Genomic DNA, 20,587 nt, shown 5'->3' on the forward strand with positions numbered 1-20,587 from the left:
CGGCATGGACGCACTCGGGCATGAGGACTTGGGGACCGCTCCTCATGGAACGCTGAGCGTTCCGAAATCGTCGGGTTCCCAAAGCCCTTAGACCCGCATGCATGTTTGCGTGCGCATGCCCTCACCTCAGGGCGTTGGGGTCGGGGGAACCCGACGATTTGGATTTGCGCAGCAAATCGCATGAGGAGTGGTCCACCGGCCCCAACGCCCGGACCCAGCGCACGCCCCATCAATCAGCTCGAGGCACCACCCGCGCGTGCTCGGAGATGCCGATCACGTTGAAAAAGGCCGCCACCAGCCGATGCACATCGCGCAGCTGCACCTGCCGTCCCTGGGTTTGCTGCTCGGCCACCCAGTTCAGCAGGCCACCCGCCGCGGGGAAGTCCACCCGGATGAGGTCGGTGCAGGAGACGACCATGTGCGTGCGTCCCGCGATGGCTTTGTCCAGCTTGGCCAGGACCTCGGTGGCATCTCCGCTGATGTCACCATACAGATCCACCCGCACCGGGTGCGCCGCGCTGCCCTCGTCGAGCGCCGCAGCGGCCTGGATATCCCCGCCAATCCAAACGTCCAAGGTGCCCAGGGCATCGCGGGCCAGCGCGACAGGCGCGCCCTGGTTTTTCCAGGCCGGATCTTCCAGGGCGTCCCAATTGGCGCGGATGTCCTCGGCCTCGGCCTCGGCGGGATCGCTGGGCCCCTGCAGCAGGCACACCGCCCGTGGCTCGTGCCAAGCGGGGGCCTGGGTTTCATGCGTGACGCCATAGTCCAGCGCGGCCAGCTCGAAAGCGTCACGCAAACGCATCAAGCGCAAGGCATCCATGCGCAAGCGCCATTGCATGGGGCTGGCACCGGCGCCACCGCGAGTGAGCGCCAACAGGGCACGCTCCAGGCTTGCGGGAGCCCGGAACACAAGACCGAGGGACGCGCTCGCCGGAGCCTCGCACCATTGCCCCATCAATTCCGCCAGCACGGGCACCGCCTCCAGGGTGATGGCGCGCAGGGCATGCCAGTCCAGCACCATGGCCACCGTGCTTTCATCCAGAACCGCGGGGGGATGCGGTGGGGCGGACATCGCGGCCGATTGGGCCTGCAAGGCCAGCGCCGCGGACACGTCGAGGCGGGCGGGGCTGCGCCAATCCGGCGGGCGCACCGCGGGCGGTGGAGGGCGATGCAGCCGCACCGCGCCTTTTCCGGGTCCGACACGGTCAGGAATCGAGAACCAGCGCGGCAGCGGACCCGCCGCGAGATGGGGATACACCGGCGCGTAACGCCGCGTCCATTCAGCGACCAGTCGCTCGTACTCGGCCTGCTGTCCCGTGGCTCGGGCCAAGTCCACGCAAGCCAGCAACCACGTCTCCACCAGCTGAGGCGAAGGTGCCTTGCCCGCAGGGGTCGCGCGTACCAGCGCTTGCAACACCGACGAAGAGGCGACCTGCCGCGCATGCACCGCGGCCTCCAGCGCCGACTCCAGAGCGGCGTGCAGGCTGCGCGCCGCGCCTTCGTGGTCGCCGTTGGCATACCGGATGGCCGCATCCTCCAGATCCGGATCGGCAAGATGATCGGGCGCGGGAGGCGGCAGTGGCCGAGCGAAGACCGCGCGCGCCGCGGAGACACCCCGCTGCGGCAAGCCGCCCGTCCTCCATCCCGCGCCAGGTGCGGCGGCCCCTCCCAGCCCGGTCGGACCGGGCACGCGCGATGGTGCCCAAGCCGCCTGCCCTGGATCGGCCGGCATGGGCACCGCCGGCCACTCCGGGACGACTGGCCCTGCGCCACCGGGCACGGGCGCTTCCTCGGGCAGCACGGACATGCCAGACGGGTCGCTGGGCATCGCATCGTTCCAGACGTGACCATCGTCCCCCGAAGGGTGCGCGGAGCGGCCGAACGCACCGGCGGACTGTGCGCTCCTGGGAGCTCCAGTGGCACCTGGCTCAGCTTGCCCGGTGGCCGGGGCGGCGTCGCTGTCCGCGCCAAAAAAAGTCGACAAAGGCTCTGCAGCAGGGTTCCCGTTGTCCAACCCCGTGTCTTCCCCCCGGCGCGGAAGCGATGCGGGGGAGGCCGCCGGCGGCTCACCGCTCGCGGGCAAGAGGCCAGTGGCTTCGTCCTTGTCGCCACGCCACCATTGGCGCGACATCTGCGCTTCAATCTCGTTGATCTTGCGGATGGTGGCGGCGCGATTGCGCGCATCCGCTGGGGTGAGCGTGCTCTGAAAGGTGGTGAAGCGGTCCGTCTCGATGCTGACGACGGGCTCGCGGCGGCGTAGTCGCCGCAAATACTCGAATTCGCGCTTGCGCACGAAATCATTCTGGCGCTTGCGCTCGATCAGCTCCTTGAGCGCTTCCTTGCTGTACCCCGAGCCAGGCGCGGTTTCCTCCAACTCGAGCCAGGCAGGCACGCTGCGCCAGTGCAACCAGCGGGCCATCCAGCGCAGCCACCCGGTTAGGCGCCAAGGTGTCGTGCGCCCGGTCCCTTCTGGTGCTGGATTCATGGCACGGCAAGGGGTGCGCGAGCAGCGGGGTCAGGGACGGGGCGAGGGGACACCTCCGGCGTGGGAAGTGTCAGTCCCCGAACATCTTCTGCTTGAGCTCGCGCCTTTGCTGCGCCTCGAGCGACAGCGTGGCCGTGGGGCGCGCCAGCAAGCGACCCACGCCGATGGGCTCGCCGGTTTCATCGCAGTAACCGTAGTCGCCAGCGTCGATGCGCGCGATGGACTGCTCGATTTTCTTGAGCAGCTTGCGTTCGCGGTCGCGCGTGCGCAACTCGAGCGCATGCTCTTCCTCGATGGTGGCGCGATCCGCTGGATCGGGCACCACCACGGTGTCCTCGCGCAGGTGCTCGGTGGTCTCACCGGCGTTGTTCAGGATGTCCTGCTTGAGCTGCTGCAGTCGCAGGCGGAAGGCCGCGAGCTGCTTGTCGTTCATGTACTCGCTGTCGGGCATGGCGATGAGTTCCTCATCGCTCAGTTCCTCGGCGGTCTTGGTTTTCCAGTTGTTGGCGAGCTTGGGATCTTTCTTCACGGGCGCAATCAGAGGGGAGTCAAAAACAGGTTGGGTCAGGGTCGAAACATAGCTCGCCCTGGTCGCATGGGCCGTGGCTTGGTCAATCGAAGGCACGGTGATCTGCGCCAGCCGGGCGTTCGCCTTGCTCAGGCGAGGCGAACCTTCGCCTGCATGAGCAAGGGAGGGAACGGGCGCGGAGGATACAGGAGTTGGGGACTTGGCGGGGGCCGGTGGTGGGAGTTTTTGTGTTGTCGGGGCCTTCGTCCCAGTCGGTTGCGCCACCTTGGTCGGGGCTTTTTTCACCGGCACGGCCTTGGGAGCGGCGGTCTTGGCCTTCGTTGGGGACTTGGCGCGCGGCGCGGGTTTCGGGGAAGTCTTGGAAGCCGTCTTGGCAACCGCCTTGCCCGTGACCGGCTTGGCCGACGTTGTCGCCTTCTTGGAGACCGTCTTGACCGGGGCCTTGGAAACTGCGGCGGTGCTGGACTTGGCAGGAGATTTCACTGCCTTGGCAGGCACCGGCGTCTTCTTGACGACAGGTTTCGCCGCCGCTTTGACCGCAGCCTTGGAAGGCACGGCCTTCTTGCTCGCCGTCTTTTTCGCACCCGCCGCCGCCCGGGTCTGGGACGCGGCGGCCCCCGCCTTGCCCCGTGGGGGACTGCCAGGCGGCTTGGCCTTCGAGGGGGACGATGTGCTCATCGACTTGGCTGGTTTGGCTTTCACTTGATGGACTCCTCCGGGCAAGCTCGGGCTTGCTTCTTCTGGTGCACGACAGCGACGCCCCGCGTTGACAGTTGCAACACGGACAAGACCAGGATCGGCCTTAAGGGGCGCGAGTGTAATGCATGCCCGTTTCAGGCCCGCCGCCCGGGGCCCCGGAGGAATCCCGCAAGGCCCAATTCAGCCTTGCAAGAATCAAACCAGACTTTGTTGCAGGCCCTGCACCAAGATGTCCTTGGGCAGGTCGATGCCGATGAACACCATCTTGGAAAGACGCTGCTCCTGAGGGCCCCACTCAGGTCCCAAGTCGCTGCCCATCAGCTGGTGGACGCCCTGGAAAATCACCTTGCGGTCCGTGCCCTTCATGTTCAGCACGCCCTTGTAGCGCAACATGCGCGGACCGTAGATGTTGACGATCGCCCCGAGGAAGTCTTCCAGCTTGGCCGGGTCGAAAGCCCGCTCGGACTTGAAGACGAAGCTCTTCACATCGTCGTCGTGATGGTGGTGGTGCGGGTGGTCGCAGTGCTCGCCGTGCTCATGATCGTGATGGTGGTGATCATGATCATGTCCGTGGTCATGGTCGTGCTCGTCGGCATTCAGGAAATCCGGATCGATCTCCAGCTTGGCGTTGAGGTTGAAGCCACGCAGGTCAAACACCTCGGAGATCGGCACCGCGCCGAAGTGCACGGCCTTCTGCGGTGCGCGCGGATTCATGTGCTTGAGGCGGTGGATCAGGGCCTCCACCTCCTCCTTGGCGACCAGATCGGTCTTGCTCAGGAAGATCTGATCGGCGAAGCCCACCTGCCGGCGAGCCTCCTGGCGCTCGTCCAGCTGCTGGTTCGCGTGCTTGGCGTCCACCAGGGTGATGATGGAATCCAGCAGATAGCTCTCGGCAATCTCATCGTCCATGAAGAACGTCTGCGTCACCGGGCCGGGGTCGGCCAGCCCCGTGGTCTCGATCACGACGCGCTCGAAATCCAGCAGTCCCTGGCGCTTCTTGGCCGCCAGCAGCTGCAGCGTGGTGCGCAGGTCCTCGCGGATCGTGCAGCAAACGCAGCCGTTGTTGAGCTGGATGATTTGCTCCTCGGTGTCATTGACGAGGATTTCGTTGTCGATGCTTTCCTCGCCGAATTCGTTCTCAACCACGGCGATCTTCTGTCCATGCGCTTCTTTCAGAACGCGCTGGAGCAAGGTGGTCTTGCCGGAACCGAGGAAGCCGGTGAGGATGGTGGCGGGAATCAGGGCCATGGTGGGTTTCGCAGACGGGAGTGAAGAAAGGCCGCCGCGGCAAAGGAGCGGCCCCTTGTTGGAAGGTGGGGAAGTTTAGCGATTACTTCAAGAGCCTGCCCGCGAGCGTTCGAACCATGAGCGACATCACTTCTTCATCACCACCAAGCCTTTGAGGTACTCCCCTTCCGGGAACGCCAGCGTCATCGGGTGGTCGGGCGCGCCACCCAAGCGTTCCTGGATGTAGCCGTCCACGCCCGCGTCCGCGCCAGCGGACGCCACGATCTTGTGGAACAGTTCAACGCCGATGCCGCCCGAGCAGGAGAACGTGAACAGCACGCCGCCAGGCTCCAGCAGCTTGAAGGCGAGGCGGTTGATGTCCTTGTAGGCACGGGCCGCGCGCTCGGCGTGGGTCACGGTGGGGGCGAACTTGGGCGGGTCCAGGATGATGGCGTCAAAGCGGCGACCCTCGTCGGCAAAGCGGCGCAGGCTGGCGTTCACATCGGCATCCAGGAATTCACAGCGCTGCTGGTCCAGCCCGTTGAGCGCCACGTTCGCGCGCGCCTGCGTCAGCGCGGGGCCAGACGAGTCGATGGAGGTGACGTGAGCAGCCCCGCCAGTCAGGGCGGCCACGGTGAAGCCTCCGGTGTAGCAATAACAATTCAGAACTTTCTGGAACCGCAGGCGCCGTGTGAAATCGCTGAACCGCTTGCGGCTGTCTCTCTGGTCGAGGTAAAAGCCAGTCTTGTGACCCAGCGCGATGTCCAAGCCCAACTTCCAGTCGTGTTCCCGAAGGATCAGCGAGGTGTCTCCCTGTCCGCGCAGCCAGCCAGTGACCTCGGGCAAGCCCTCCAGCCCGCGGGCGCTGGCATCCGACCGTTCGTAAAGACGACTCAAACCCGTTTCGATCAGCAAGGCATCGGCCAACACGTCCTTCCAGCGCTCCACGCCAGCGCTGGTGAACTGCGCAACCAGGGTCTCTCCATAGCGATCGACAATCAATCCAGGCAAGCCATCGGCTTCGCCGTGCACCAGACGCAGTCCGTCGCTGTCAATCGCGAAACGCGCGCGCGCTCGAACGGCGGCGCCCACGCGCTGGCGCAGGAAGTCCGGGTCAATCCGCTGTCGCTCGTCGAAGCTCCAGACTCGAGCACGAATCTTGGACTGCGGGCTGTACGCCGCCCAGGCCAGGAAATCGCCCGCCATGGATTCCACGCGCACGGTTTCGCCCATGTCCCCGCCGCCCTTGGCGATGGCCGACTCAAACAACCACGGATGCTGGCGCTGCAGGGCGCGATCCTTGCCCTCTTTGATGCGTATGACTTTCATGGGGCCCGATTGTCGCGGCTCTCGCAACGAGGATTGCGGCGCCCGCCGCGCCGGGGAAGAACGACGGTGAAAGTCCGGGGCTTTCCCGGACTATGCATCGTCCCCGCTTGGGCATAGAGTGCCCGGTATACAACACGGAGACGCGCACCATGCGCATCAAGGATTTGCAGATTGGCGCCCAGCTCATGGGCGGCTTCATACTGGTGCTGGCGCTGGCCGCCGCGCAGGCCTTGTATGCCATCTACGGCACCCGGTCGCTGAACGACAACGCTCGCCAGATGGCCGAGCGCTGGTTGCCGGCGACGCAGCACGCGGGCACCTTGCACGCCGAGGTCAACCTGCTGCGCGCCGCGCAGTTCCAGCATGTGCTGACTTTTGGCGAAGACGAGCGGCGCGTGCTCGAAAAGCAGATGGAAGACATGCGCAAGGCCATCGACCAAGAGATGCAAAGCCTCGCCCCTTTTTTCACCGACGGCGTGCAACAGCAAACACTGGCCGCCTTGCAAGAGGCCTGGAAACAATACAAGACCCAGCAGGAAGAGATCGTCAGCCTGGCCCGCCAACGCCGTGACGAGGAGGCGCTGGACATCCTCAAGGGACAGGCACTGCGCACCTTTGGCAGCCTGACCACGGAAGTCGGCAAGCTCGGCGAACAGGCCCGACTGGGCGCCGGCGAAGCCCATGCCGAGAACAGCGCCGTGCGCGACCGTGTGCTGTATGGCAACCTCGGCTCCCTGGTGCTGACCTGCGCGCTTGGGCTGTTGATCGGCCACGCCCTCAGCCGCCGCATCTCCGGTGGTGCGCGTCACGCCGCTCAGTTGGCGCTGCGCGTGGCCCAGGGGGATTTGAGCGCGCCGATCCAGCCCAATACACGCGATGAATTCGGGCAATTGCTCCAAGCCCTGCTGGAGATGCAGACTGCGCTGACGAACCTGGTTGCCAGGGTGCGGGCGGGCAGCGAAGCCGTTTCCATGGCCAGCGCCGAAATCGCCGAAGGCAACCAAGACCTGAGCGCTCGCACCGAAGCGCAGGCCAGTTCACTCGAGCAAACCGCTGCCTCGATGGAACAACTGGGCAGCACCGTCAAACAGAACGCGGCCAACGCGGTGCAGGCCAATCAGTACGCGCAGGAAGCCTCCGCCGTCGCGGCGCAAGGCGGAGAAGTGGTGTCGCAGGTCGTCGAGACCATGAAGGGCATCAGCGAGGCGAGCAAGAAGATCGCCGACATCATCAGTGTGATCGACGGCATCGCTTTCCAAACCAATATCCTCGCGCTGAACGCGGCGGTGGAGGCGGCTCGCGCGGGTGAGCAGGGCCGTGGCTTCGCCGTGGTGGCGGGCGAGGTTCGTGCCCTGGCGGGACGCAGCGCGGACGCCGCCAAGGAGATCAAGAACCTGATCACCGCCAGCGTCGTGCAGGTGGAACAGGGCGCGAGCCTGGTGGATCAGGCCGGCAGCACCATGGGCAAGGTGGTGGACAGCATTCGGCGAGTCACCGAGATCATGGGCGAGATCAGCGCCGCGAGCGCCGAACAGAGCGATGGCGTGGCGCAGGTCGAGGAAGCCATCACCAACATGGACAAGACCACGCAGCAGAACGCCGCGCTGGTGGAAGAGATGGCCGCGGCGACGAACAGCATGAAGACCCAGGCCCAGGCGCTGGTGCGCACGGTCGGAGTGTTCAGGCTCAAAGACGGCACGCCGGTCCCGATGGCCTTGACGGGTCCCGACGATTCGCCGGATGCCGACGAGGCAGACCCAACGCGGTTGCCATTGGCGGATGTCCCCCAATTGCCCATGTCCGGCAACCCCTGAAAACCCAGCATGGCCCCTGAGTGAGGGGCCCTTGCCTCACTTCTTTCCGCCGCGCTTGGGGTCGGACGTCTGACCCAACTTGGCGCGCGGATGCGCGTCGTCATAGGCCCGCGCGAGATGTTGGAAGTCCAGGCGCGTGTAGACCTGGGTGGTGCCGATGTTGGCGTGACCCAACAACTCCTGGACCGCCCGCAAATCACCACTGGATTGCAAAACATGACTGGCAAAGGAATGGCGCAGCATGTGCGGATGCACCGGCGTGGCCAGCCCCGCGAGGAGGCTGCGCCGCTTCAAGCGCTGCCAGATCGATTGCGGCGTGAGGCGCGTGCCATTGCGGCCGATGAAAAGCGCGGTTTGCCCATCCTGCAGGGCGGCGGCTGACACCCCCTGCCCGCGCACCTCCAACCACTGCAGCAAGGCCTTGCGGGCGGCGGTGCCCACGGGCACGGCGCGGCGTTTGCCACCCTTGCCCTGGACTTCGACCTCCCCGGCCTGCAAGTCCAGCCAGCCCCTGCCCGCCTTGCGGGCGGCCTCGCTGGGGGCCACGTCCAGGCCGGTAAGCTCGCTCACGCGCAAGCCACTGCTGTAGAGCAGTTCGGTCATCGCCGCGTCACGGGCGCTGAACCAGGGATCGTCGTCCAACGCATCACCCTGAGGTGTGTCCGCCCCGGACTCGCCTCCCCGATAACTGGCGAGCCGCACCGCATCGTCCACGCTCAAGGCCTTCGGCAGCGGCTTGGCCGCCTTGGGCGCGCGCACGTCCTGCACGGGGTTGCTGGTGATGTATCCCTGCCGTCCGAGCCAGGCATAGAAGCCACGCCACCCGGACAGGATGAGGGCAATGCCGCGGCCGCTGCGGCCGCCGGCGTGCATCTGGGCAATCCATCGCCGCACATGCGCGCTGTGAACCTGCAGCAGAGACACCCCCGCCTGGCGCGCGAACTCACCAAGCTTGTCCAGGTCCAGCGTGTACAGCTCGACCGTGCGCTGCGCGAGGCGTTTCTCGACGCGGACATGCGCCAGATACTGGAGGACCAGCGCATCTTCCGCCGCCGATGCGGCCCCGTGCGCGCGGGCCGCGGCGTCGCGCGTGGCATCCAGACCAGGCCCGGAGGCGGCACTCGGTTCAGGATGCGCCTGCGCCACGACCGCTACCTCAGGCGAGAGAGCGCCGCGCTCGCCACCTCGGCGATGCGAAGCAGGAAATCCGTGCCCATGGTGCTGGTGTAGCGCTGAGCATCCGGTGAGGCGAGCACGATCAGACCGATGGTGGCGGGCGAATCCAAAGCCTGTCCAGTACGTGTCACCGTCACTGCCGGTTCCAACGCGCGCAAAGGCAGCAGGGCCAGGGACACGGCCTGCTCGGGATGCGGCAGCCAAGCGGCGACTTCAAACCCGGTGTTCACCCCGCAAAAGGGTTCGCGCAAGGCATCGGCAAACTGCCGCACTTCCTCGGTGGCACCCTGGGCCCAGGGTGCATCGCCATGCACTGGGGCCACGCCCCACACGCGCAAGGCCACCTGGGGAACGGCGAACTGCTGCTGGATGGACTCGGCGATGAGGTCGGGCACCCGCGTCGCGTCATGCTCCAGAAACAGATCACGCGACCACCGCAAGAGCCGGTCGGCCAGCACGGTGTTGTCCGCGCCATGGCGCAACAACTCCATCAAACGCATCTCGAAGGCACGAATTTTCTCGCGCAGCAACTCAGCCTGGCGCTCTTGCAGGCTGACGGTGCGTCGGCTGTGCGGGCTGACGAGCACGATTTCGGCCAGCGCATCCGCGTTGCGGTCAAAGAACGCCGGGTTGCCACGCAAGTAGCGAACGATTTCTTCTTCGGTCATGGAAAGCAGTTTCAGGCTCGGGAATGCACAAGGTCTGGGTGAGACGCATCGGACACTTCCGGCACGTCGATTTCGCCGTGAAAAACCGTGGTGGCCGGGCCAGTCATCAGGACCGGACGTCCCTCGCTCCACTCGATGGTCAACACGCCGCCTCGGGTGTGCACGTCAACGCGTGCCTCCAGCAAGCCCAGGCGGATACCGGCCACCACCGCGGCACAGGCTCCGGTGCCGCAGGCCAGGGTCTCCCCCGCACCTCGCTCCCAGACGCGCAGCTTCACGCGATCACGGGCCACCACCTGCATGAACCCTGCGTTGACCCGGCGCGGGAAACGGGCATGCTGCTCGATGCGCGGTCCCTGCTCACGCACGGGGGCGGCATCCACGTCGGCGACGATTTGCACCGCATGCGGATTCCCCATGGACAGGACCGCCAGGTTCACCGGCACACCGTCCACGGACACCGGCCAGGTCTGCCAGGCGCCATGGGCGTTGCCTTGATCCAATGGCGTGAGGCCTTCGGCATCGAAGGGCACACGGACCAGGTCGAAGATCGGCGCCCCCATGTCTACGGTCACGCGGCCATCCAAGGTGATCCGAGGTTCGATCACGCCACCCAGGGTCTGGACACGGATGGACGGCTTCTCGCTCAAGCCTCGGTCATGCACGAAGCGGGCAAAGCAACGGGCCCCGTTGCCACATTGCTCGACCTCCGCCCCGTCGGCGTTGTGGATGACGTACTCGAAATCAATGCCCGGCGCGGGTGACGGGCGCACGCTCAGGATTTGGTCCGCGCCTACTCCGAAATGTCGGTCCGCCAGCCAGCGGTACTGGGCCGTGTTCAAACCCAGTTGGCCCTGGGTTTCATCGAGCACGACGAAGTCGTTGCCCGCACCCTGCATCTTGGTAAAGCGTATGCGCATGGCGCAAATTATCGGGCAGACCGACAGGCTGGCCCCGATCGAGGCGTGGTGCGCTTGACGTGACAGGTCGGGGCACACGCCCACCTGGCTCACGCCACCTGTTCTTGTTCTATCAGCGCCCAAACAAATCACTGCCAGACCTTCCCCCCGAGGGACCGGGCTGCACCACCCACCGCATGCCCCCTTGGCCGGATTTACATAACTTTAAAGGCGCAAATTGTTAGCACACACTTTCAGGAATGACTAGTCAGCGACTGAAGAACTGAGCCATTCGCCAAAAAATCGCGGGAACACCTTGAAGTGGCGGGGAACTTCCCCATGTTGGAATGACTCAGTCCACCACCGACTGGGTTGAGCGCGTCCGAATTGTTTGCTTGCTCGGTCGGGTTCGTTGTCAATGGCTTAGAGAAAAGGAGTTCCCCATGCGTCTGAGCGCCAAAAGCCGCTTCGCCGTCGCCGCCATGATTGACCTCGCCCTGCGCGAGGCCGCAGGCCCCGTGCCGCTGAACTCCATCGGCCAACGCCTGCAGATTTCCCTGTCCTATCTGGAGCAGCTGTTTTCCAAGCTGCGCCGCGCCAACTTGGTGGAGAGCACCCGGGGTCCGGGCGGCGGCTACACCCTGGGCCGCAGCGCGCAACGCGTCAGCGTGGCCGACATCATCCGAGCCGTGGAAGGCGCTCAGGAGCTGATGGGCGAGGAAGTCGCCGATGCCGGTGAAGCCGGACTGCAACTCACGCGCGATCTATGGTCGGGCCTGAGCAGCCGCATGATGGACCACATGGAAGGCATCAAGCTGCACCAGCTCTGCGAAGAGCAACGCTCCAAGGGCGTGGACCTGGGCGCGGATGTGAACGCGCAACCCGCGACTGCGCGCGGCATCACCCAGACGCGTCGCGGCATCTTCGCGCCCCGGCCGGTGGAACGCCTGCGTACCACGGCACCGAATTCGGTGTTCGCACTGGGCGCGGCCCTGGCCGCCGCATCGAAGTCCTGAGATTGCGCCCATCGCGCCGGCATGGCGCCCGGCGCATGATTCGTCACGAAAAAGGCTGGCACTGTCCAGCCTTTTTCGTCTTGGCGCTTTCAATCCGGGCGGGTGCACGCAAAAGTGTGAAGTCGGCCTGTAAGCCGGATTCTGTGCATCACGGTCGCCCGTGACGTGACCGCCATTCATCTGGGCCGCCGGTCACCCATGCGGCTCGGTGCCACCTACCCGCACACTCGGGGGGCCCCGTCATCGTGTGCCTATTTGGTGTTGCTGCGCGTAGAGATTGCCCGTTTCACCCACCTTGGTGCTTGTGTCTCGGGCTTGCGCCCTCGGCGCGGCCCCAAGGTGACTCGTCTCTGTTGCTCTGATCCTCACCTCGCGGTGGAGAGGTGTTACCTCCTACGCTGCCCTGCGCAGTCCGGACGTTCCTCCAGCACCAGGTTTCCCTGATCGTGCCAGCGGCGGTCCAGCCGACTTCACGGGCGGCATTATCCCCCGCCTTATCATTCAGACTTTGCATCACCTCTTTCTGCTTGATCACCACAAGCCCGAGGAATCCATGATCCGCCTGTCCGAACTCAAGCTCCCGCTGGAGCACGCCCCCGAAGCCCTGCCCGCGCTCATCGCGCGAACGCTGAACATCACCCCCGAGGAACTGCGGGCCCATCACATCCACAAACGCAGCTTCGACGCTCGCAAGGCCGAACTGTTGCAGGTCTACATCGTCGATGTGGAGGTGGCGCCCGGCCTGGAAGCCCGCCTGCTGGCACAGTGGGACCGCCATCCCCACATCGGCCCCAGCCCTGACCTGGTTTACCGCGCGCCTGTGCAGGCGCCGAGAGACTTTGAGCACCGCATCCAGGCTCAGCCCGAAAACCGTCCCGTGGTCATCGGCTTCGGCCCCTGCGGCATCTTTGCCGCCTTGTTGCTGGCCCAGATGGGCTTTCGGCCCATCGTGCTGGAGCGGGGCAAGGCCGTGCGCGAACGCACGCAAGACACCTGGGGCCTGTGGCGCAAGAAGGTGCTGCACCCCGAATCGAATGTGCAGTTCGGTGAAGGCGGCGCCGGCACCTTCAGCGATGGCAAGCTCTACAGCCAGATCAAGGACCCGCGCCACCTGGGTCGCAAGGTGCTGAACGAGTTCGTGGCCGCGGGCGCGCCCGAGGACATCCTGACCGAGGCGCATCCGCACATCGGCACTTTCAAGTTGGTGAAGATGGTCGAGTCCATCCGTGCACAGATCGAGGCCTTGGGCGGGGAAATCCGTTTCCAACAGCGCGTGACGGATCTGCTGCTGTACAAGGACTCCACACCGGGCGGCCAGCACGCGCTGCGCGGACTGAAGGTGCTCGACCTGACCAGCGGCAGCAGCTACACGCTGGCGACGCAGCACGCGGTGCTGGCGCTGGGACACAGCGCACGCGACACCTTCGCGCGGCTGTGGGATCAGGGCGTGGCCATGGAGGCCAAGCCCTTTTCGATCGGATTCCGGATTGAGCACCCGCAAAGCCTCATCGACCGCGCGCGCTGGGGGCGGCATGCAGGCCATCCCCTGCTGGGGGCAGCGGATTACAAGCTGGTGCACCACGCCAGCAATGGCCGCGCGGTCTACAGCTTTTGCATGTGCCCGGGTGGCACCGTGGTGGCGGCGACTTCGGAGCCGGGTCGGGTGGTCACCAATGGCATGAGCCAGTATTCACGGGCCGAACGCAACGCCAACGCCGGCATGGTCGTGGGCATTGAACCGGTCGACTACCCCGACGGGGTACACGACGAAGCGGACTGGGTCGCGGCTTTCGGCGAGGAAGATGGCCGCCGTTACGCCGCGCAGTCGGCCGCGCTCACGCAGCAGCGACCCCGGCAATACCACCCGCTTGCGGGTGTCGTGCTGCAACGCAAGCTCGAGGCACGGGCCTACGAGTTGGGCGGCGCGAGCTATGAAGCGCCGGGCCAGTTGGTGGGCGACTTTCTGGCGCGCCGGCCATCGCAGCAGTTCGGGGCGGTGCAGCCCTCGTACAAGCCGGGCGTCAAGTTGGGGGATCTGAGCCTCGCCTTGCCGGCTTACGCCATCGAAGCCATGCGCGAGGCGTTGCCGGCCTTCGGCAAGAAGATCAAGGGCTATGACCTGCCGGATGCGGTGCTGACCGGCGTGGAAACGCGCACCTCCTCGCCCCTGCGCATGCCGCGCGGCGAGGACTACCAAAGCCAGAACGTGCGTGGACTCTATCCGGCTGGTGAAGGCGCGGGTTACGCGGGTGGCATCCTCTCGGCGGGCGTGGACGGCATCAAAGTCGCGGAGGCGCTGGCCGTGTCGCTGACGCACCGGCTTCAAGCAGCCCAGGTGGCCCACGCGGGTTGAACACGCGAGGGCGGCCATCTCACCATCCCCTCTGCCTCTGCCTCTGCCGCTACGTCTGCCTCTCGGCGCCATGGTCTCATGGCCACCTGGCATCAGACCCGGCTGATCGCCTCCATGTCAAAGGGCGTGGCCTCGAAGCGTTTGACCAATTCCGCGAATTCAGTCGCGGGCAAGGGCCGCGCGAGGAAATAGCCCTGGGCCTCGTCGCAACCGAAGCGGCGCAGCACGGCCAATACCTCGGCATCCTCCACGCCCTCGGCGATGGTGCGCAAGCCCAGGCCCGCCGCCATCTGAATGATGGCACGCACGATGGCGGCATTGTCGGAATCGCGCGCCAGATCGTGGACAAAACTCTGGTCGATCTTGAGCTTGTCGACCGCGAAGCGCTTCAGATAGGCCAGGCTGGAGTACCCGGTGCCAAAGTCGTCGATGGAGAGTTTCACCCCGAGCTGCTTGATCTGGTCCACGCCCTCGAGCACCCGTTCTGTGTTCTGCAAGAGGATGGATTCCGTCAATTCCAGTTCCAATAGTTCGGGAGCCAAGCCCGTGTCACGCAGGGCCTGCGCCACGATGGTCTGCACGTCGCCCCGCCGGAACTGGACGGCCGAGAGGTTCACGGCCATGAGCAAGGGCGGCAGTCCGGCCTGCCGCCAGGCCATGGCCTGAGCGCAGGCCTGGCGGATCACCCATTCGCCGATCGGCACGATCAGGCCGCTGTCTTCGGCCACGGGCACGAAGCGCGCGGGCGAGATCAAACCCTCTTCCGGATGCCGCCAACGCAGGAGGGCCTCCACGCCAATCACGGCACCGGTTCTCAGGTCGAACTGGGGCTGGTAGTGCAACTCCAGCTCTCCACGGCTGAGCGCGCGGTGCAAGCCGTTTTTCAGGCGCAGGTGATCCACCGCTTCCGTGTTCATCTGCTCGTCGAAGAAGCGCGCCTGATTACGTCCCGCATCCTTGGCTCGGTACAGCGCCGTGTCGGCTTTCTTGAGCAGCGTTTCAAAATCCAGGCCATCGTCTGGGTACAAGGCCACGCCGATAGAGGAGGAAATGCTCAGCTCGTGACCATCGAACAGCAGCGGTTGCTGAAGGCGCTCACGGATCTTGAGCAGCACGGGCGTGATCATCTCGGTGCCCTCTAAATCAGAAAGCACCACCAGAAACTCGTCTCCTCCTTGGCGACTGATGGTGTCGCTCTCGCGCATGCCGTCACTCAAGCGCCGCGCAACTTCCTTGAGCAGGGCATCGCCCGTGGCATGGCCCAGCGAATCATTGATGGTCTTGAAGTGGTCCAGGTCCAGGAACAGCAGCGCCACCTTGCGGTGGTGGCGCTCGGCCCGCGCGATGGCCTGGGCAAAACGGTCTTGCAGCAGCGAGCGGTTTGGCAGACCCGTGAGCACGTCGCGGTAGGCCAGGAACTCGACTTGCCGCTCGACTTGCTTGCGCGCCGTCACGTCCGCCGCGATGGTCAGAAAACCGCTGATGGTTCCGTCGTCGTCGCGCAGTGGAGACAAGGAGGCACTCAGGTCGAACATCTCCCCGGTGACTTTCTGCCGCTGCACCTCGATGTCGGGGATGCTCTCGCCCGCGATGACCCGCAGCCTCAAGGCCTTGTCTTCGTCCTGGTACTCCGTGGCCAAGGGAACGCTGGGCAGAAAACGTCCGAGCACCTCGGCCTCGGTCCAGCCGAAGAGCTTCTCCGCCGCGGGGTTCCAGGCGGTGACGCGACCTTCGGTGTCGCGCGTGTAGATGGCCAAGGGAGCCGAACGCACGATGGTCTGGTTCAACCCCTTTTCAAACCGCAAGGCGCGCAGCGCGGTGGCCTGACTGCGCCAGGCGCGATGGATCAGCACGGAAACGATCAGGCTGACCACCTGGAACAACAGCACCAAGGCGGCGGCCTGGTTCCTTTCGTGGCGCCAGTCATGCAGGTAATCCCAGGCCGACAGCGTCAGCAACACGCGGTAATCCGTGCCCTCGATGCGGCGCAGCAACAGGAGAGATTCGTCTGCGCCAATGTGCATGCCGAGCGACCAGCGATGGCTCGCTGGCGAGCGCTGGAAGAAATGCCCGCCCGACACAGCGTCCATGAGCAAGGCCCGCAACTCAGGGTTTTCGAAGGACGGGGCGGTCCTGTCCGGGTGAGCAGACAGGCTCGGCTGACGCACGATCTGACGCCATTGCGGGTCCACCACTGCGGCATAGCCCCTGCCGCCCAGGAAATCTTGAAGTTCAGGCAAGTGCTGCAACTGCCGCGTCAGCACCCGTTCAGGTTCCAGGGATGGTTCCTGATTCAGGGCGTGGGCCATGTTCTGGGCCAGAGACCCCAGCACAGTCTGCGCGGCCACGGTGGCGCTGTGCTCGAAGCGCATGCGGCCCGCCTGCAAGGCGCACACCGTCAGCGCGACCAGGAGCAGATTGAAGGTGACCATGGCCCCCCACAAGCGGACCACGAAACCGCGGCCTGGGCGGGGCGAGCGGGGTTGCCCCCCGGGGAATGGCGCAGTGCGACGCGACACGGTGGCTGTATTAGGGCCTGCGATGCAGGGCGTGCCATCATCACGTGACTGTCTGATGCGGTCAAGCCACTCACTCGAATCGCCAAACCCCAAAAAAAACGCGTCGGTTCACACCGACGCGGGACAAGGGGATCGCCTCTTTTCGGCGACTGGCGCGTGAATCACGCGCCAGCGAGGCCGGGAGGCTTCAGCGCATGGCTTGGAGTGCAGCGATGCGCTCCTCGATGGGAGGATGGGTGCTGAACAGCTGGCCGATGCCGCCCGCGATGCCCATGGCGGCGACGCTCTTGGGCAACTCGCCCGGCGTCAACCCGCCCAGGCGGGACAAGGCGTTGATCATGGGCTGCTTGCGCCCCATCAGCTGCGCCGCGCCCGCGTCCGCGCGGAATTCACGCTGACGCGAGAACCAGGCCACGATGATGGCGGCGAGGAAACCCAAGACGATGTCCAGCACGATGGTGGTCACGTAATAGCCAATACCGGGACCGCTGTTTTCCTGGTCGCCCTTGCGCAGGAAACTGTCCACGGCATAGCCGATCACGCGCGACAGGAACACGACAAACGTGTTCATCACGCCCTGGATCAGGGTCATGGTGACCATGTCACCGTTGGCGATGTGCGCGACTTCGTGACCGATGACGGCCTCGACCTCCTCGCGCGTCATGTTGCTCAGCAAACCCGTGGAAACGGCCACCAGGGCCGAGTTCTTGAAGGCGCCCGTGGCGAAGGCATTGGGCTCCCCCTCGAAGATGCCCACCTCGGGCATGCCAATACCCGCCTGGTCGGCGAACTTGCGCACGGTGTTGACGATCCAGGCTTCGTCCGCGTTGCGCGGCTGTTCGATGATCTGCACGCCCGCGCTCCACTTGGCCACGGGCTTGCTGATCAGCAGGGAAATGAAGGCGCCACCGAAACCCATGATGAGCGCGAAGCCCAGCAGCGCGCCCAAGTTCAGGCCGTTGGCCGTCAGGTAGCGGTTGACGCCCAGCAGGTTCGCCACGATGCCCAGCACGAGCACGATGGCCAGGTTGGTCAGAACGAAAAGAACGATGCGTTTCATGATTTCCTTGGAACAAGCCGCACGAGGGAAGGCGGCCACGGCGCGAATGGTAAGGGCGCGCCGCCCGGTTTCAAGAAAAACCGTGCAATCCCACAGGTGGAAATGGCAATTTCCGTGGGTCCGCCAGGCCTGCTCGGTTTGCACGTCTTGGGAGGGTGCGCTCAACCAGGCGGGAACGTCCTCGAACAGCGGCGGACCGCCCCTATCATGGCTTTCCGTAGGAACCCGCGTTGGAGAAAAACGTCATGTCCATCGTCCTCTACCACCACCCCTATTCGCGCGCAGCCAACACCCTTTGGATGCTGGAGGAAACCGGCGTGCCCTACGACTTGCGGCACGTGGACATCCTGAAGGGGGCGCAAAAGGCCCCCGACATCCTGGCACTGAACCCCATGGGCAAACTGCCCATCCTGGTCGACGGGTCCGTCGTAGTGACCGAAAGCGCGGCCATTGGCCTGTACCTGGCGGACCGTTATGCCGCGGGCCGCTTGGCCCCGGCCCTGGACGATCCCGACCGAGCCACCTACCTGCGCTGGTCGTTCTTCGCGCCCTCCGTCATCGAACCCGGTGCCATGGCGCGCGCCTCCGGCTGGAGTTTCAGGCCTGGTGCCGCGGGTTTCGGCACCTACGAGGAGATGCTGTCCACGATGGAAGCCGCCCTGGCGCACGGCCCCTGCTTGCTGGGTGATCGTTTCACCATGGCGGACGTGATTTTCGGCGGCACGCTGCGCTACATGCTGCAGTTCAACATGCTGGAGCCTCGCTCCGTGTTCACGGACTACGTGCAAGGCCTGAACGAACGGCCAGCCTACCAGCGAGCGAACGCGAAGAACACCGACATCGCACGGGAATTGGGCCTGGGTCGTTGAGGGCACAAACTGCCGCGCAGGCCCAGGCGCAAACTCGGGCCCGCGCACGCCCCGTGCGGTCTGATCATGCAGACTGAGCCAGGGCCCGGGAGGGCCGAAACACCCGCTCATCGTCGTAATAGCCGGGCCGCTGGTTGTCGGGGCACCATCCGGGAATGCCCAGCACCGGCAGGGGCGTGAAGGGTTTGCGGGCCAGCCGTTCGGGCTGCAGTTGACCGGCCAGCCAGGCATCCAGGGCCGCCATGGACGTGATCTCAGCCTGGGCGCGCCAGACATGGGCCGTCAGGCCCTTGCGCGGCTGCTGCAACTGTTCTAGCAAGGCATGGCCGCAGATCAGCAGGCGCGCCTCGGCCCAGCGAGGTCGCAGGTCCAGAAACAGCCGCGGCCAGTCACGCGCAAGCAGCGCCTCCCACACAACGTCGGGCGCCATCAGCACGGCGCCGTTTTCATCGAAGACGGTGAGCGCGTCGCGCACCGGCCCACGGGCAGCGCCCACGCCATGCGCCAGGATCTCGGTCGCCTGCAACTGGTTCATGCGTCGTTTGGCATGGGGCAAGCCCAACCAGACCAGGCCGTTGAAGAAATCGTGCGCGTTGTCGCGCGTCGGGACGACAGCTCGCTCGAAGATGTGGCGCTCGTAGGGCTCGCCCGCCGGCAACATCTGCTGAGGCCCGAAACGCACGCCCGGCGGCGCCAGGGGCTGTCGCGCCGCGTTCAAGGCTTCGTGCACCGCGTGGCCGGCTTGGCAGCGTGCCAAGACACCGGCGCCAAGCTCACGCCAAGGCAGGAACCAGGGCGACGCCCAATCGATCGGCGCCATCGCAGCAGCCTGCGGTTGAGCCGTTGCGGCTCGAAGCCCTTGCGCCATTCACCGCCTGCATTCAGACCCGGCGCCAGGCCAGCGCCTCGCCCGCGCGCAGCGGCTTGAGCTCGGCGTCGCCAAAGGTGAATCGCTCGGGCGGCGTCCAGCTCTCGCGGCGCAGCGTGATGCGCTGCGGGTTGCGCGGCAGGCCATAGAAATCCGCGCCATGGTGGCTGGCGAAGCCTTCCAGCTTGTCCAACGCATTCATGGCGTCGAACACCTCGGCATAGAGCTCGATGGCCGCGTGCGCGGTGTAGCAGCCGGCGGCGCAGACCGAGTTTTCCTTCAAGGTCGCCGCGTGCGGCGCGCTGTCGGTGCCCAGGAAAAAGCGCGGATTGCCACTGGTCGCCGCCCGCACCAGGGCCAGGCGATGCACCTCGCGCTTGAGCACGGGCAGACAGTAGAAATGCGGCCGCAAACCGCCCGTGAAGATGGCGTTGCGGTTGTAGAGCAGATGCTGGGCCGTGATGGTCGCGCCCGTGTAGCGGTCGCTGCCCGCCACGTACTGCGCGGCCTCCTGGGTGGTCAGGTGCTCGAAGACCACCTTCAGTTCAGGAAAGTCATGGCGCAGGGGCCGCAGCACGCGGTCGATGAACACAGCCTCGCGGTCGAACACGTCCACCGCCGGATCGGTCACTTCACCGTGCACCAGCAGCAGCAGACCGTGGCGCTGCATGGCTTCCAAGGTCTTGTAGGTCTTGCGCAGGTCGGTGACGCCCGCGTCGCTGTTGGTGGTCGCACCCGCGGGGTAGAGCTTGAGCGCGACCACGCCCGCTTCTTTCGCCAGCGAGATTTCCTCGGGCGGCGTGTTGTCGGTGAGGTAGAGCGACATCAGCGGCTGGAAACCGGCGCTGCCGGGAGCCTCCCGGGGCACGGCCGCGAGGATGCGCTGTCGGTAAGCCACGGCCTGCGCGGCGGTGGTCACTGGCGGGCGGAGGTTGGGCATGATGAGCGCACGGCCAAACTGCGCGGCCGCGTGCGCCACGGTCGTGGCCAGCACCGCGCCATCGCGCAAATGCAGGTGCCAGTCATCGGGACGGGTGAGGGTGATTGCTTGCGTCATGGTCCTATTGTCTCTGGAT

16 protein-coding genes and 1 other RNA gene are annotated in these 20,587 nt (G+C 65.6%); 5 read left to right on the forward strand and 12 right to left on the reverse strand.

Translation table 11 applies throughout. The features are described 5' to 3' along the window. Positions 1-229: 229 nt before the first annotated feature. Both HGR_RS17185 and dksA read right to left on the reverse strand, forming a co-directional pair. Positions 230-2,419: an STAS domain-containing protein gene (locus HGR_RS17185; RefSeq protein ID WP_006296568.1), complete on the reverse strand. Its 2,190-nt coding sequence runs from the start codon at positions 2,417-2,419 to the stop codon at positions 230-232. Positions 2,420-2,555: 136 nt separating this feature from the next. After that, complete coding sequence (gene dksA / locus HGR_RS18025; protein WP_006296569.1) at positions 2,556-3,014, reverse strand: RNA polymerase-binding protein DksA; 459 nt, start codon at positions 3,012-3,014, stop codon at positions 2,556-2,558. Between the two features lie 265 nt (positions 3,015-3,279). Between dksA and HGR_RS18030 the strand changes: the two genes are divergently transcribed. Beyond that, complete coding sequence (locus HGR_RS18030; RefSeq protein ID WP_006296570.1) at positions 3,280-3,720, forward strand: hypothetical protein; 441 nt, start codon at positions 3,280-3,282, stop codon at positions 3,718-3,720. Positions 3,721-3,908: 188 nt separating this feature from the next. On the opposite strand, the gene HGR_RS02865 is transcribed toward HGR_RS18030, so the two are convergent. Continuing rightward, positions 3,909-4,961, reverse strand: coding sequence for a CobW family GTP-binding protein (locus tag HGR_RS02865; RefSeq protein ID WP_006296571.1), 1,053 nt, complete (start codon positions 4,959-4,961; stop codon positions 3,909-3,911). A gap of 126 nt (positions 4,962-5,087) precedes the next feature. Further along, positions 5,088-6,269: a class I SAM-dependent rRNA methyltransferase gene (locus tag HGR_RS02870; RefSeq protein WP_006296572.1), complete on the reverse strand. Its 1,182-nt coding sequence runs from the start codon at positions 6,267-6,269 to the stop codon at positions 5,088-5,090. Between the two features lie 149 nt (positions 6,270-6,418). Here HGR_RS02870 and HGR_RS17945 point away from each other — a divergent pair, with 149 nt between their 5' ends. Next, a complete protein-coding gene (locus HGR_RS17945) occupies positions 6,419-8,083 on the forward strand; it encodes a methyl-accepting chemotaxis protein (protein ID WP_006296573.1) in 1,665 nt (554 codons plus the stop codon). Positions 8,084-8,119: 36 nt separating this feature from the next. On the opposite strand, the gene HGR_RS02880 is transcribed toward HGR_RS17945, so the two are convergent. From HGR_RS02880 to dapF, 3 genes are all read right to left on the reverse strand, one after another. Continuing rightward, entirely contained in the window at positions 8,120-9,121 is a 1,002-nt protein-coding gene (locus HGR_RS02880; protein ID WP_050797371.1) for a tyrosine recombinase XerC, read from the reverse strand. A gap of 113 nt (positions 9,122-9,234) precedes the next feature. After that, entirely contained in the window at positions 9,235-9,927 is a 693-nt protein-coding gene (locus HGR_RS02885; protein WP_006296575.1) for a DUF484 family protein, read from the reverse strand. Between the two features lie 11 nt (positions 9,928-9,938). Next, the gene (gene dapF / locus HGR_RS02890; RefSeq protein WP_006296576.1) at positions 9,939-10,847 is read right to left on the reverse strand and encodes a diaminopimelate epimerase; all 909 of its coding nucleotides are present in this window, start codon (positions 10,845-10,847) and stop codon (positions 9,939-9,941) included. Positions 10,848-11,269: 422 nt separating this feature from the next. Here dapF and HGR_RS02895 point away from each other — a divergent pair, with 422 nt between their 5' ends. Beyond that, entirely contained in the window at positions 11,270-11,842 is a 573-nt protein-coding gene (locus tag HGR_RS02895) for an Rrf2 family transcriptional regulator (RefSeq protein WP_006296577.1), read from the forward strand. Positions 11,843-11,956: 114 nt separating this feature from the next. On the opposite strand, the gene rnpB is transcribed toward HGR_RS02895, so the two are convergent. Next, positions 11,957-12,314, reverse strand: an RNA gene (gene rnpB, locus HGR_RS16715) — RNase P RNA component class A. 81 nt (positions 12,315-12,395) lie between these two features. On the opposite strand from rnpB, the gene HGR_RS02900 reads away from it, so the two are divergent. Further along, on the forward strand, positions 12,396-14,195 hold the full coding sequence (locus HGR_RS02900) for an NAD(P)/FAD-dependent oxidoreductase (RefSeq protein ID WP_006296578.1): 1,800 nt from the start codon (positions 12,396-12,398) through the stop codon (positions 14,193-14,195). 92 nt (positions 14,196-14,287) lie between these two features. Here the strand turns inward: HGR_RS02900 and HGR_RS02905 are convergent, their stop codons facing one another. Beyond that, complete coding sequence (locus tag HGR_RS02905) at positions 14,288-16,627, reverse strand: putative bifunctional diguanylate cyclase/phosphodiesterase (RefSeq protein ID WP_006296579.1); 2,340 nt, start codon at positions 16,625-16,627, stop codon at positions 14,288-14,290. Positions 16,628-16,901: 274 nt separating this feature from the next. Beyond that, positions 16,902-17,774: a protease HtpX gene (gene htpX / locus HGR_RS02910; RefSeq protein WP_006296580.1), complete on the reverse strand. Its 873-nt coding sequence runs from the start codon at positions 17,772-17,774 to the stop codon at positions 16,902-16,904. A 245-nt stretch (positions 17,775-18,019) separates the two neighbouring features. Here htpX and HGR_RS02915 point away from each other — a divergent pair, with 245 nt between their 5' ends. Continuing rightward, on the forward strand, positions 18,020-18,643 hold the full coding sequence (locus HGR_RS02915; RefSeq protein WP_006296581.1) for a glutathione S-transferase family protein: 624 nt from the start codon (positions 18,020-18,022) through the stop codon (positions 18,641-18,643). Between the two features lie 64 nt (positions 18,644-18,707). On the opposite strand, the gene HGR_RS02920 is transcribed toward HGR_RS02915, so the two are convergent. Together HGR_RS02920 and pyrC are read right to left on the reverse strand one after the other, a co-directional pair. After that, complete coding sequence (locus HGR_RS02920; protein WP_006296582.1) at positions 18,708-19,463, reverse strand: DUF3025 domain-containing protein; 756 nt, start codon at positions 19,461-19,463, stop codon at positions 18,708-18,710. Between the two features lie 61 nt (positions 19,464-19,524). Then, entirely contained in the window at positions 19,525-20,568 is a 1,044-nt protein-coding gene (gene pyrC / locus HGR_RS02925) for a dihydroorotase (RefSeq protein WP_006296583.1), read from the reverse strand. Positions 20,569-20,587 lie beyond the last annotated feature (19 nt).

The organism is Hylemonella gracilis ATCC 19624 (assembly GCF_000211835.1).
Lineage (GTDB): Bacteria > Pseudomonadota > Gammaproteobacteria > Burkholderiales > Burkholderiaceae_C > Hylemonella > Hylemonella gracilis.